This window comes from Streptomyces inhibens (assembly GCF_003389455.1).
Taxonomy (GTDB): Bacteria; Actinomycetota; Actinomycetes; order Streptomycetales; family Streptomycetaceae; genus Streptomyces; species Streptomyces inhibens.
In genome coordinates this window covers 1-12,728 of sequence record NZ_QUAC01000049.1, presented here as the reverse complement: position 1 = coordinate 12,728, position 12,728 = coordinate 1, and the positions used below count along the sequence as shown (strand labels likewise).

The 12,728-nt window shown below is 71.6% G+C and carries 12 protein-coding genes; all 12 read right to left on the bottom strand.

The genetic code is table 11. The features are described 5' to 3' along the window. Nucleotides 1-15: 15 nt before the first annotated feature. The 12 genes from DY245_RS07135 to DY245_RS07080 all read right to left on the bottom strand — a co-directional run bounded on the left by DY245_RS07135 (nucleotide 16) and on the right by DY245_RS07080 (nucleotide 12,530). On the bottom strand, nucleotides 16-1,095 hold the full coding sequence (locus DY245_RS07135) for a glycoside hydrolase family 6 protein (protein WP_128504663.1): 1,080 nt from the start codon (nucleotides 1,093-1,095) through the stop codon (nucleotides 16-18). 146 nt (nucleotides 1,096-1,241) lie between these two features. Further along, nucleotides 1,242-2,048, bottom strand: coding sequence for a class F sortase (locus tag DY245_RS07130; RefSeq protein ID WP_244942886.1), 807 nt, complete (start codon nucleotides 2,046-2,048; stop codon nucleotides 1,242-1,244). A 217-nt stretch (nucleotides 2,049-2,265) separates the two neighbouring features. Then, nucleotides 2,266-2,667: a hypothetical protein gene (locus tag DY245_RS45150; RefSeq protein WP_220377862.1), complete on the bottom strand. Its 402-nt coding sequence runs from the start codon at nucleotides 2,665-2,667 to the stop codon at nucleotides 2,266-2,268. A gap of 266 nt (nucleotides 2,668-2,933) precedes the next feature. Beyond that, nucleotides 2,934-3,713 (bottom strand): HAD-IIA family hydrolase, encoded by a 780-nt coding sequence (locus DY245_RS07120; RefSeq protein WP_128504659.1) that lies wholly within the window; start codon nucleotides 3,711-3,713, stop codon nucleotides 2,934-2,936. A 114-nt stretch (nucleotides 3,714-3,827) separates the two neighbouring features. Continuing rightward, entirely contained in the window at nucleotides 3,828-5,336 is a 1,509-nt protein-coding gene (locus tag DY245_RS07115) for an alkaline phosphatase family protein (RefSeq protein ID WP_128504657.1), read from the bottom strand. A 179-nt stretch (nucleotides 5,337-5,515) separates the two neighbouring features. Then, nucleotides 5,516-6,589, bottom strand: coding sequence for a 2-aminoethylphosphonate ABC transporter substrate-binding protein (locus DY245_RS07110; protein ID WP_128504655.1), 1,074 nt, complete (start codon nucleotides 6,587-6,589; stop codon nucleotides 5,516-5,518). A 300-nt stretch (nucleotides 6,590-6,889) separates the two neighbouring features. Beyond that, the gene (locus tag DY245_RS07105) at nucleotides 6,890-7,687 is read right to left on the bottom strand and encodes an ABC transporter permease (RefSeq protein ID WP_128504653.1); all 798 of its coding nucleotides are present in this window, start codon (nucleotides 7,685-7,687) and stop codon (nucleotides 6,890-6,892) included. Further along, complete coding sequence (locus tag DY245_RS07100) at nucleotides 7,674-8,558, bottom strand: 2-aminoethylphosphonate ABC transporter permease subunit (RefSeq protein WP_128504651.1); 885 nt, start codon at nucleotides 8,556-8,558, stop codon at nucleotides 7,674-7,676. Before DY245_RS07100 ends, DY245_RS07105 begins: the two co-directional genes overlap by 14 nt. Beyond that, a complete protein-coding gene (locus DY245_RS07095) occupies nucleotides 8,551-9,798 on the bottom strand; it encodes an ABC transporter ATP-binding protein (RefSeq protein WP_128504649.1) in 1,248 nt (415 codons plus the stop codon). The genes DY245_RS07100 and DY245_RS07095 overlap by 8 nt, the downstream gene beginning before the upstream one ends. A 1-nt stretch (nucleotide 9,799) precedes the next feature. Beyond that, a complete protein-coding gene (locus DY245_RS07090) occupies nucleotides 9,800-10,504 on the bottom strand; it encodes a phosphonatase-like hydrolase (RefSeq protein WP_128504734.1) in 705 nt (234 codons plus the stop codon). Next, nucleotides 10,498-11,619, bottom strand: coding sequence for a TIGR03364 family FAD-dependent oxidoreductase (locus DY245_RS07085; RefSeq protein WP_128504647.1), 1,122 nt, complete (start codon nucleotides 11,617-11,619; stop codon nucleotides 10,498-10,500). The genes DY245_RS07090 and DY245_RS07085 overlap by 7 nt, the downstream gene beginning before the upstream one ends. A 140-nt stretch (nucleotides 11,620-11,759) precedes the next feature. Beyond that, the gene (locus tag DY245_RS07080) at nucleotides 11,760-12,530 is read right to left on the bottom strand and encodes a GntR family transcriptional regulator (protein WP_128504645.1); all 771 of its coding nucleotides are present in this window, start codon (nucleotides 12,528-12,530) and stop codon (nucleotides 11,760-11,762) included. Between the last annotated feature and the right edge of the window lie 198 nt (nucleotides 12,531-12,728).

Genomic DNA, 12,728 nt, shown 5'->3' with positions numbered 1-12,728 from the left:
CACGGCAGGGGCCGGCTATTTCGCGTTACGGGCCAGTTCAAGGGCGTACTTGGGCCACCAGTCCCCCGCCTTCGGGCCGCCCTTGCAGGTGCCGTCCGACTCCCCCGGGCGTTTGATCCAGAGGTAGTCATCTATCAGGGGGTCGCCGGTCTTGGCCGTCGGTGGGGTGCCCAGGGCGCGGCCGGCCGGGTTGCACCAGTTCTCCGGGTCGTCGCCGCCGGGGGCCGGCCCGTTGCCGTTACGGCTGGTGTCGATGACGAAGTGCTTGCCGCCGACGAGGGCGGACAGCCGCTTGCCGTACTTCGTGTTCTCCTGTGTCGTCTGGTAGTTGGAGATGTTGAGCGCGAAGCCGTCGGCACGGTCGATGCCGGCCCGCTTGAGCGGTTCGACCATCCGGCCCGCGTCCTTGATCCAGTGCGGATTGCCGGCGTCCAGATAGACCTTGGTGTGCGGCAGCGCCTTGAGCTTGCCGACCGCCTCCGTCAGCAGGGCGTAGCGCTCCTCGTGGAACTGCTGCGGGGTGCACTTGTCCGCGATGTGCGGCAGGGCGTCGGGCTCCAGGATGACGGTGGTGGCGCGGTCGCCGATGCCCTTGACCACACCGTCCAGCCACGCCCGGTACGCATTGCCGTCGGCGGCGCCGCCCTGGGAGTAGCTGCCGCAGTCGCGGTGCGGGATGTTGTAGAGGACCAGCAGCGCCTCACGGTCGGCCTTGGCGGCCGCTTCGGTGAAGCCCTGGGCCTGCCCCTGCGGGTCGTCGACGCCTATCCATTCGGCGACCGGCTGCGCCGCGATCTTGTTGACCAGCCGGGCGTCGCCTGCCTGGCCGTCCTCGCCGTACGTGGAGACCTGGCGGGCCGCCTTGCTGTCCGGGTTGACCCAGAACGGCGTGACAGACTTGGGGCGTTGGCCCGGCTTGGCCGGGATGCTGTCGTCGTTGCTGTCGGACGAGGAGCAACCGGCGAGCAGCAGCAGGGCCAGCGCCCCCACCGCCACTCTCGCCGACACCGCACCGGCATGCGCGGGGCGCCGCCGTCCGTCGCGGGACCCGCCCGGCGGCCCGCTCCCCGTCGTCCACGGCAGATTGCCGTACATCCACTCCCCCCTCGGAGCACGGAACTCAGCCGGCAGGAGACCACCGGCCGCATCCATCGTGGCACACCGCCCGCCTGCCGCGGCCGGCCTGTGGATAAGCCGTCCACAGGCTGCCAAGGCGCTTGACGGATGGCCGGCGTGGCGAGTCAGCCAGGCCCTGTGCGAGCGGAAGGCCCCGGGGGCGCGGCGGGGGCGGCGGGCGCAGCAGGCCGCGCAGGCGCAGCAGGCGGCGCTGCCTGATAGCTCGTCAGGTACGCGGAGACCACGACCACGGTGCCGTCACCGCCGCGCCCTTCGCGGCCGCGGCTGCCGCCCTCGCTGATCAACCGGAGTTCGGAACGGCCGGGCTCACGGGCGGCGTAGGCCTTACGGGCGTCGAAATGCGCGCGGTCGTGGAGCTGTACGTCCTCGACGACGAAGCGGACCGTGCTGCCGTCGGAGCGCTGGATCTCCACCCGCTGCCCCGGCTTGATGCCGGTCAGGGAGTGGAAGACGGTCCGTGGGGCGGGCCTGCCGGTGTCGGCGTCAGTGCCGGTGTCGGCGTCGGTGTAAGTGCCTGCGGGGGCTGCCAGCAACGCCGCGCCCGCCTCCCCCGGCTGCGGACCGCCGCCGTACCAGCCGACGAGGCCCGGGGAGGTGTCCGGGGAACTGTCCGGGGAGGTTTCCGAAGAGCTGTCCGGGGAGGTTTCCGGCGACGGGGGCAGGGGGCCGTTCTCGTCCAGGCCTCGTTCGACGATGGCGGCCGCCCGTACGCCGAGGGCGTCGATGCTGATCCGGCTGGGCTTGACGGTGGCGTTGGCGGGCACCGGGGCGTGCGCGTGCGGGGGCCCGTGACGGCCCAACGGGCGGCCGACGGCGGCGACATCACCGGTCGTGGCGAGCTGCGCGGCCACCCCGCCCGGCAGATCGCGGCCCCACAGCCACAGTCCCAGCAGCAGTAGCGCCCAGGCCACACCGGCCAGCAGGCGCCCGGGGGCGGGGCCGGTACCGGTACCGGTACCGGTACCGGTACCGGTTCTCGTCGCGGCGAGTGTGCCGTGTGTGGCGACTACGCCGCATGTGCCGTGTGTGCTGCGTGTGCTGCGTGTGTCGTGTGTGCTGCATGTGTCGTGTGTGCTGTGTGTGGCGAGTGCGCCGGCCTCGGCCGGTGCCGTGGCCCGGCCCTTCTCCTCAGCTCTCATCGACGTCGCCCTGCCGCTCGCGGCGCAGCCGCAGCCGGAGCCGCAGCAGCTGCCCCGCGATGACCAGGACGGCGCCGCCGGCCAGCACCAGCCCGACGGCCGAGGTACTGCTCAGTTCACGGCGCGGGGCGGACTCGGTGGCCGGACCGGGACGACCGTGCGGCGGCACGGCACTGGTCACGGCTCGCGGCACGGCACGCGGCACGGCACTGGGCCCCGCACTCGGCACAGCACCCGTGCCCGCTCTGCCGGATGCGGCGGCCACGGCCGGGGTGACGGAGACCGTTCCGGTGCCGGTCCCGGCGCCGCGCGCATCCCCGCCGTACGCGGGCGCCGTCGTCACCGCGCATGCCGCGACCGCGGCACAGAGAGCAAGTTGCGGTGAGCGCATGGTGAACCTCCGATAACTCCGAAGGTCCGCCCGCGCGAGCCCGGCCGCATCCGGTGCGGTCCGAGACTGCGCCGTTCGGGTGGGGCCCGGGCTCCTGGAGGTCCGCGACGCAGGGACGCGGCCACCCCGGGGCCACGGACCGGAGAGCTACCCCGGCCTCACACCAGGCCCCGGGCCCACACCGGACTCCGAGCTCACGCCAGGCCCCGGACAACCACCAGACCCCGGACTCACACCAGACCCCGCATTCACACCACGCCCCGGACTCACACCAGGTCGATGAGGTCCGCGATGGAGTCCACCACGCGGGAGGGCCGGAACGGGTGCCGCTCGACCTCCTCGGGGCGGGTCAGCCCGGTCAGCACGAGGAAGGTCTCCATGCCCGCCTCCAGGCCGGCCACCACATCGGTGTCCATCCGGTCACCGATCATCGCGGAGGTCTCGGAGTGGGCGCCGATGACATTCAGCCCGTGCCGCATCATCAGCGGGTTGGGCTTGCCGACGAAGTACGGATCGACACCCGTGGCCTTGGTGATCAGCGCGGCCACCGACCCGGTGGCGGGCAGCGCACCCTGCGGGGAGGGGCCGGTCTCGTCGGGGTTGGTCGCGATGAACCGGGCCCCGTCGTTGATCAGCCGGATCGCCTTCGTCAGCGCCTCGAAGCTGTATGTGCGGGTCTCGCCGAGGACGACGTAGTCCGGGGCGTGGTCGGTCAGCACATAGCCGATGTCGTGCAGGGCGGTGGTCAGGCCCGCCTCCCCGATGACGTACGCGGTGCCGCCCGGCCGCTGCTCGTCCAGGAACTTCGCGGTGGCCAGCGCGGACGTCCAGATCGACTGCCAGGGCACGTCCAGCCCGATCCGGCTGAGCCGGGCGTGCAGGTCACGCGGGGTGTAGATGGAGTTGTTGGTCAGCACAAGAAATGGCTTGCCCGATTCGCGCAGCCGCTCGATGAAGGCTTCCGCCCCCGGAACCGGAACGCCCTCGTGCATCAGGACGCCGTCCATGTCGGTGAGCCATGACTCGATCGGCTTGCGCTCTGCCACTGCCGGACTCCTGCCGTGCGTGATGACCAGGGGCGCCGACCGCCTCGGACACGCATCGTGGGTCACGCTGATGACCCACGCGTCGTACGTACGGCCGACGTCCCCCAGCGTAAGTCAGCCGGCCGTGACCGTGACCCCGTCGATCACCCAGTACCAGTTGTTCCCCCCGGTGTAACGGAATTGGATCCGTACGGAGCGGGCGCCCACGGGGATCTGGAGGGGGATGCGTTCTTGGCGGGCGAGGCCGTCGGTGGTGTGGGTTTTGACCGTTTGCGGGGTGCCGTTGTCGTAGGAGACCAGGACCTCGCCCTTCTGCGGGGATTCCTGGCGGTAGTGGGAGGTGTAGGTGAGGGTCGTGGGGGTGCCGGGGGTGACGGGCCAGGCGGGGGTGGTGAGAGTGGAGGCGAAGGTGCCGGTCAGGGGCTTGTCGGACCATTCGTCACCGTCGGCGACGGCGAAGATCCCCCGTGCCCGGACGTTGGACTCGCGCTGCTGGTCGGGGGCGGCCTTGGTCCAGAACTCGTCGGTGGTGAAGGACCAGCCGCGCCATTCCGTGACGCCTCCGGTGCCCATGGCGGAGTTGTCGATGGACCAACCGGGGGGTGGGGTGTGGGTGAAGCCGAGGACCGTGGAGCCGATGTCGGTTTCGTCGACGGCCCGGGAGAGTTGGGGGCGGAGGGCGTCGAAGGGGTCGGGGTAGGTCTGCTTGAGGGAGCGGCCGTCCAGGTTCCAGGACGGATCGGCGGGGATGCCGAGGTGGGCCAGGGCGGTGGCGGCGATGTCGACGATCTTCGTGTCGTAGCGGGTCGAGCCGGCGGGGATGCCGCTGCCGTTGGCGATGATGAAGGTGGAGCGCTCGGGCCGGCTGGAGCCGCCGTGGCCGCCGGCGTCGGTGTGGCCGTGGTCGGCCGTGATGAGGATCAGCCAGTCTTCGGACGGATGGGTGGGACGGGACTTCACGGCTGCGAGGATCTGGGCCACCTGGGCGTCGACGCCATGGATGGCGTCCAGGTAGGCCTGGCTCGCGGCGCCCGAGGAGTGGCCCGCGTGGTCGACGTTGTCGAGCTGGAGGAAGACCGCGTCGGGGTTGTTGTTCTTGATGCGGGCGACGGCGCGGGAGGTCGTTCCGGTGTCGTACTCGGCGGCCGGGGTGGAGTCCCGTTGGTCGACGGCGGAGGAGAAGATGGTGTCGGTGATGGGTGCCCAGGACGCCACGGCGTAGGTGCTGAGGGCGGGTCTGGCGCGCTCGATGCGGGTCAGGAAGTCGGGGTAGGCGGTGTAGTTGGCGCCGGAGAAGGAGTTGTCCTTCACTCCGTGCTTGTCGGGCCAGACGCCGGTGATGATCGTCGACCAGCCGGGGGCCGATTCCGTACGGGCCATGGGGCTCGCGTACAGGCTGGTGGGGGCCGTGAGCCCGCCGGCCATCAGGGCATCGAGGGTGGGCGCGTCGGCGTCCTTGATCCGGTCCAGCAGTCCGGCGCCGTCCAGGCCGATGACCAGGACCTTGGGGGTACGGGCCGCGGCCGCGGCGAGTCCCGCCAGCGGGCCGGCGGCGAGTGCGGCGCCGGCGGCACCGGTCGCCGTGGCCGCGATCAGGGTGCGCCGGGAGATGCCTGAAGACACAGTGCCCTCCGAGAGGTTGGGGGATGGCAGACCGGCGCCCGTGGCGCATCGGGAGCGCCACGGGCGCTGGGTCCAGACCCGTTACCATTCCGCAATCGATCGCCGGACGCCAGGGCCCTGCGGTGAACTTCTCGGTAAGGGTGGGTAGTTGGCGAGCCGGTTGGCCGGCCGGCCGGTCGTCAGCCCCCCGTAGCCGCCCTCCACGCATCGACATAGGTGTTCAGGTTCTTGTCGATGTCGTTCCAGTCCGGGTGGAAGATGTCGACGCCGTTCATGATCTTGGCGAGTTCGGTGGCGTGGGGGTCGGTGGGCTTGACGTCCTTGCGGGAGGTGAAGCCGCCGCCGACGGAGGAGACCTGGCGCTGGACGGGGGTGGAGAGGAGGTAGTCGAGGAACTTCTTGGCGTTGGCGCTGTGCGGGGCGTTCTTGACCAGGCCGGCGGCGTAGGGAAGCGCGAAGGTGGTCGGTTTGGCGCCGGGCTCGGCGGCGGGGAAGAAGATGCCCTGGTTCGGCATGGACTTCATGTTGGCGTAGTTCATCTGGACATCACCGTTGGCGACCAGGAGTTCGCCCTTGTCGGTCTTGGGGGCGAGCTGGCCGGTGGAGGAGGACGGGCCGACGTTGTTGGCCTGGAGCTTCTTGAGGAAGTTCATGGCCGGGCCCTGGCCGCCGAAGTCGTGCAGGGCCTTGATGAGGACGGCGGTGCCGTCGCCGGCGACACCTGGCGTGGAGTACTGGAGCTTGTTCTTGTACGTGGCGTCCAGCAGGTCCTGCCAGGTGGCGGGGGCCTGCTTCAGCTCCTTCTTGTTGTAGATGAAGCAGAAGTAGTTGTTGACGATCGAGGTCCATCTGCCGGCCGGGTCCTTGTCCGCGGCCGCGACCTGGTCGGAGCCCTTGGGGCGGTAGGTGTCCAGCAGGCCCTTGCCGTCGGCCTGCTGGATGAACGGCGGGAGGGTGACGATCACATCCGCCTTGGTATTGGCGCGCTCGCGGGCCAGTCGCTGGACGGCCGCGCCCGAGCCGGACTCGACGTAGTTGACCTTGATGCCGGTCTTCTTCTCGAAGTCCTTGAAGACCGTGTCGTAAAAGCCGTCGCCCTTCTCGCTCTTGAGGCCGTCGGCGCTGTAGACGGTGATCTCCTTGGCGTTGGGGTCGGCGGTGGAGGCGCCGCCGCAGGCGGTGAGCGTGGCGCCGAGGGTGAGGGCGCCACAGCAGGCGGCGAGCGGCTTGAGGAGGGGGCGGGAGGGTGACATGGCGTGGTAACTCCTAAGGGCGGCAAGGGTGTTTGGCTAGGGCCTGTCTTCAAAGTCCCGTCGTTCGCCCGTAGGGCGGGCCTCGCGGCGTCTGGTGCACTACATTCGCTGCGCTCACTCCGTCTCGGCTCTTCGATCCTTCTTCGGAAGCCGAGCGCGATCGCAAGGCGGAGGGTCGTCCCGGTACTGGGTGTACCGGGATGATCCCGACAACGCGGCATGGGGGTCCCCCCGCGTCCTTAAGGCGTGGGGGAGTGCGTGCCAGGCGTCGCGAGGCAGACGGGACTTTGAAGGCAGGCCCTAGCGGTAGGAGGCCTTGGTGCGGATGCGGGAGACGCCGAGGAGGACGAGCAGGGTGGTGGCCATCAGGGCCACCGCCAGTGCGGCGCCCGCGAAGAGGGAGCCGCGGTCGGTGGCGGCGAAGATCTGGACGGGGAGGGGCGTCCAGTCGGGGGGATAGAGCATCATCGTGGCGCTCAGCTCGCCCATGGAGAGGGCGAAGCAGAGGCCGGCGGCCGCGGTGAGGGACGGCAGCAGCAGGGGGAGTTTGACCCGCCACAGGACGTAGGCGGGGCGGGCGCCGAGGCCGGCCGCGCTCTGTTCGTACGCCGGGTCGAGACGGGCCAGTGCGGCCGTCACGGACTGATAGGCGAAGGCGGTGACCAGCACGGTGTGGGCGGTGATCACGATCTGTGGGGTGCCGTTGAGCAGGAAGGGCGGCCGGGAGAAGGCCACGAGGAGGGAGAGGCCGACGACCACGGAGGGGACGGCCACGGGGAGGAGGAAGAGGGCGTCGAGAAGGCGGCGGGTGCGACGGCCGAGTTTTTCGGCGGCGAGGGCGGCCCAGGTGCCGGCGGTGAGCGCGGCGACGCTCGCCGTCAGTGCGGTCAGGACGCTGGTGAGCAGGGCGTTCAGCGCATCGCCCTGCGCAATGTCCCGATAGTGCGCCAGGGTCGTGCCGGAGGGCAGTGCTCCGCTCCAGCTGCTCGCGAAGGACGCGGCGACGATCACCAGCAGGGGCAGCGCGAAGACGGGGACGAAGAGAAGGAAGAAGAGGGTGTGGACGGCCCGGCGGGCGGGCCTGCTATGCACCAGCACGGTGTGGCGCACCTCCTGTAAGCGAGCCGGCGCCGCCGCCGCCCGTACGAGACATCACGGTCCGGTAGAGGGCGTAGAGCGCGACGGACAGGGCGATGTTGACGACGGCGACGACGCAGGCTCCGGTGTAGTCACCGTCGAGAATCGCCTTGGTGTAGACGAGCATCGGGAGCGTGACGACGTCCTTGGCGCCGGTGAAGAGGACGATGCCGAACTCGTTGAGACAGAGGACGAGGACCAGCGCGCCGCCCGCCGCGAGTGAGGGCAGCGCCTCCGGCAGGATCACCTTCCGTACGATCCGCCACGGCCGGGCGCCCAGCGATGCGGCGGCCTCCACCTGCCCGGTCTCCACCTGCGAGAAGGCGGCGAGCAGCGGGCGCATCACGAACGGGGTGAAGTAGGTGACCTCGGCCAGCAGTACGCCCCAGGGGGTGTGCAGGAAGTCCAGCGGGCCGTGCGCGGCGCCCGTCACATCGGTCCACAGGCCGTTGGCCATGCCGACCGTGCCGTAGAGGAAGAGCAGGGCGAGGGTGATCAGGAAGGAGGGGAAGGCGAGGAAGATGTCGATGAAGCGGCTGAGCGCCTTGCCTCCGGGGAACGGGACGAAGGCGATCACGAGGGAGAGCGCCAGGCCCAGCAGGAGTGCGCCGACGGTCGCTCCTACGGCGATCAGCACGGTGGTGGTGAGGGCGTCGCGGAAGGATGCCTCGGCGAAGACCTGGGTGTAGGGGGCGGTGGAGTGGCCGCCGTCCTCGGGGGTGATGGACTGCCACACCACCAGGGCCAGGGGGTAGAGGAAGACCAGGGTGAGGGCGGCGACGGGCGGGAGGGCCCAGAGGGCCTTGGTGCGGCCCGGTTCCGTGTCAGGCATCCGGTGCCCCGTCCGCGGCGAGCCCCGCCGGGGACTCGGCCAGCACCGCCGGGGACTCGGCAAGCCCCGTCGGAGACTCGGCGAGCCCTGCCGGGATGAGGACCGCGTCCTCGGGGGCGAAGTGCAGCGTGACCTCGTCGCCGAGCGCCGGGGTTTCGCGCAGTTCGCGCACATCGGCCAGGACCCGGTGGCCGTCGACCGCCACGTACAGACGGTGGGTCGAGCCGCGCCACTGCACCTCGGTGATCCTGCCGCGCAGCGTGTTGCCGTCCACCTGCGGACTCTGCCCCAGGCCGATGAGATGCGGGCGTACGCACAGGGTTGCGGTGGCGCCCTCGGCCACCCCGTCGCCGACCGGCACGGTCAGCCTCCGGCCGGCGAAGTCGACACCGTCACCGGCACCGTCGCCGTTGCCGTTGCCGCCGCCGCCCCGGCGCACCGTCACCGGCAGCAGATTCGCCGTGCCGACGAAGGAGGCGGTGAACTCGGTGCGCGGGCGCCGGTAGAGCTGCTGCGGGGTGCCGCAATCGCGCAGCCGGGCCTTGTCCAGCACCGCGATCCGGTCGGCCAGGGTCAGCGCCTCGATCTGGTCATGGGTGACGTAGAGGATCGACACCTCGGGCAACTCGCGGTGCAGCCGGGCGAGTTCGGCGAGCATGCCGGAGCGCAGCTGGGCGTCGAGCGCGGACAGCGGTTCGTCCAGCAGCAGCACCCCGGGGCGGATGGCGAGCGCCCGGGCGATGGCGACCCGCTGCTGCTGGCCGCCGGACAGCTCCCGGGGGTGCCGCCCGGCGTAGGCGGCCATCCCGGTCATCTCCAGCGCCTCGGCGACCCGGCCGGGGATCTCGGCGCGCGGCGTCTTCTGCGCCTTGAGGCCGAAGGCGACGTTCTCGGCGACCTTCATGTGCGGGAACAGCGCGTACTGCTGGACGACCATGCCGATGCCCCGCTTATAGGGCGGCAGCCCGGTCACGTCCCGGCCGCCGATCAGCACCCGCCCCGAGGCCGGCCGGACGAACCCGGCGACCGCCCGCAGCGCGGTGGTCTTGCCGGAGCCGGACGGGCCGAGCAGGGCCATCACCTCACCCGGCTCGACGGTCAGGTCGAAGGAGTCCAGGACGGTGTGCTCGCCGCGCTTCCCGTAGGCGACGGAGACATGGTCGAAGCGGATGCCCGACGCGGGGGCCTTCGCGGAGGGGGCGACGGCCCGGGCGGGCGCCGCGGCAGCTGGGGCGGTCATCTCACACCACTCCCAGCAGCGCGGGCAGTTCGGCGACCGAACCCAGGACATGGGTGGCACCGGCGGACTCCAGCTGCTCCCTGTAGTGCGCGCCGGTGAGCACACCGGCGACGACCGAGGCGCCGGCCCGCCGCCCGGAGAGCATGTCGTACGAGGTGTCACCGGCCACCGCGATCCGCCGGACGGAGTCGGTGGCGTGGGTACGCAGCAGCGCGGTGAGGACCATGTCAGGGTAGGGGCGGCCGCGGCCGCCCGCGTCGGCCGGGCAGAGGGTGAGCGGGACCAGGTCCTGCCAGCCGAGTGCGTCGAGGATGGCGTCCTGGGTGACGCGGGCGAAGCCGGTGGACAGCACAACGGTGCGGCCGGCCGCCCGCAGCGCCTCGATCGCCTCGCGGGCGCCGGGGACGGGCGCGATCCTGCCGCCGTCGACCAGCTCCCCGTACGCCGTCTCGAAGGCGGTGTTGGCGCGCCGGGCGGCGGTCTCGTCGCCGAAGAGGTGGCGGAAGACGGAGATCTTGGACTCGCCCATGGTGGCGCGTACATAGCCGAGCTTCTCGGCGTGGTCGGCGCTGCCCGGTTCGACGCCCAGGTGGCGGGCGGCGGCGTCGAATGCCTGCTCCACCAGGCCGCCGTCGGCGACGGTGGTGCCCGCCATGTCGAGGACGACCAGTTCGATCGCGGTGTTGTCGGTCAACTCATTCACCAGCCCAGTTCGTTCGCGGTCTGTTCGGCGATCGCCGGGGAACAGGTCATGCCGCGCCCGCCGGGCCCGGTGACCAGCCAGACGCCGTCGCGGGCCTGCTGCCGGTGCACGACGCGGGAGGTGTCCGTGCACTGCGCGTACACCCCGGCCCAGCGGTGGCGGATGCGGGGCAGCGGGCGGCCCAGGATCGACTCGACGACGCCGGTCAGATGCTCGTACGGCTCCTCGACGGTGTCGAAGGCGAACGGCGTCGCGTACTCGTGGGTGTCGCCGATGGTCAGTCCGCCGTCGGCGCGCTGGACCATCAGCAGCTGCATCTTGTGCGCGGCGGCGGTCGGCGTCTGGGACTGCGCGGCGGCCATCGCCTCCAGGGCGTCGCTCGCGTAGGCCGGGTAGTAGCGGAAGCTGTCGGCGTCGGCGACGGAGGTGGTCAGCGGCTCGCCGAGCGGGTCGGTCTGCATCATCTGCAGCCGTACGCGGCGCACCGGGAGGTCGGGGATCAGCTCGCGGACCAGGCCGCCGAGCCAGGCACCGGTGCACAGGATGACGGCGTCGCCGTGGTGGAGGTCGCCGTGATCGTCGCGTACGGCGCGCTCGCCGACCACCTCACGGACCTCGCGGCCGCCGAGGTAGGTGTACCGGCCCGACTCCAACAGCTCTGCTTTCAGGGCGCGTTGGGCGACCCGGGGCTCGACGGCGGCGTCCCGCTCGCACCACAGGGCGCCGGCGAACTCGCCGCGCAGGGCGGGGTTGAGGGCGCGGGCCCGGCCGGCGTCCAGCAGCTCGTAGCCGCGGGCGGCGGCGTCGGGGCGGCGGGTGGCGGCCTCGGCGACCGCCCGCTCGGCGTCGTTCCTGACGACGGTCAGCGAGCCGATGGCGCGGAAGCCGATCCCGGGGACGCGGGCGCCGATGCCCTCCCACAGTTCGCGGGCGCGCAGCGCGGTGGCCAGCTCCTCACCGCCGGCCCGGCCGCTGACCCAGATCTGTCCGAAGTTACGGACCGAGGCGCCGCGGGCCTCGGCCTCCCGCTCGATGTGCAGGACCTCGTGGCCCCGCTCGACTGCGTGCCAGGCGTGCATGGTTCCCAGCACACCGGCTCCGACAACTATGACTCGCATGCCCCAGACGGTTGCGGCGGTGGGTGGCCCGCGGGGGGCGACTTGGCGACGCGATGGTGAACAGGGCTTCAAAGTTGGCCTAGACCCGTTATCTTCTCGTGATATTCAAGGGGTCGTGTTGCGGACCGCGGACGGCCGCCTCAGCCCGGCGTCGGCTTCCCCAAGTGGGTGGTGAACGAGAACCGGTCCCCCCGGTAGAGCGAGCGCACCCGCTCCAGCGGACGCCCCTGTGTATCCCGCGACAGACGATGGATCAGCAGCATCGGCAGCGCGCCCGGCGTACCGATCAGCAGCGCCTCGCGCGGGGTGGCCAGTACGGTCTCCAGCCGCTCGTCCGCGTCGCCGAAGCCGATGCCGAGCCGCTGGTGGAGGTAGGCGTAGAAGGACGAGTCCGGTTCGAAGTCGGCGGCCAGGTCCGGCACCCGCTCGACCGCGACATAGGTGCTCTCCAGCCCGACCCGCTCATCGTCGGCGAGCAGCACCCGCTCCATGTGCCATACGGCGTCGCCCACTTCGAGCCCCAGATCACCGGCGAGCGCCGGCGGGCACGGGAACCGGTCCAGGCCGACGAGATGCCGGCCCGGCTTGCGCCCCTGGCCGCGTACACCCTCCGTATAACTGGCCAGGGACAGCGGCTGCTCCAGCTTTGGCCCGGCGACGACCGTGCCGCGTCCGAGCCGCCGCAGCCGCCCCTCCAGGATCAGCTCACGCAGCGCCTGGCGCAGGGTCTCGCGGGAGACCTCGAAGCGCGCCGCCAGCTCGCGCTCGGTGGGCAGCACTTCGCCCCCGCCCAACTCGTCGAGCAGCGCGGCGATTTCGACCTTGGCCGCGTAGTACTTGGGAATGCGTCCGTGCTCGGGGACGCCGGACCTGATGGGTGCGCCAGGATCCTGGCCGTACGGGAACTCCACGGCGTGATCCTCGCACTACGGCGGCCGGCGCCGGGTGACCGGCCGGGCCCTGACGCGCCCTAGGAGACGCCGCGACCGGCCGTGAGGTCGGGCTGTCGCGCCCCGAACAGCGGTGCCAGCACCAGCTCCGCGGCCCCGTCCGCGACCGCTCGCGCGCCGCCCGGGGCGAGGGCCACCGGTACCGCGGCCGCGGGGCCG

Coding starts and splice junctions, on each gene's coding strand:
- DY245_RS07135 (WP_128504663.1), bottom strand. CDS start 1,095: ATGTACGGCAATCTGCCGTGGACGACGGGGAGCGGGCCGCCGGGCGGG.
- DY245_RS07110 (WP_128504655.1), bottom strand. CDS start 6,589: ATGTCACCCTCCCGCCCCCTCCTCAAGCCGCTCGCCGCCTGCTGTGGC.
- DY245_RS07085 (WP_128504647.1), bottom strand. CDS start 11,619: ATGCGAGTCATAGTTGTCGGAGCCGGTGTGCTGGGAACCATGCACGCC.
- DY245_RS45150 (WP_220377862.1), bottom strand. CDS start 2,667: ATGCGCTCACCGCAACTTGCTCTCTGTGCCGCGGTCGCGGCATGCGCG.
- DY245_RS07100 (WP_128504651.1), bottom strand. CDS start 8,558: ATGCCTGACACGGAACCGGGCCGCACCAAGGCCCTCTGGGCCCTCCCG.
- DY245_RS07095 (WP_128504649.1), bottom strand. CDS start 9,798: ATGACCGCCCCAGCTGCCGCGGCGCCCGCCCGGGCCGTCGCCCCCTCC.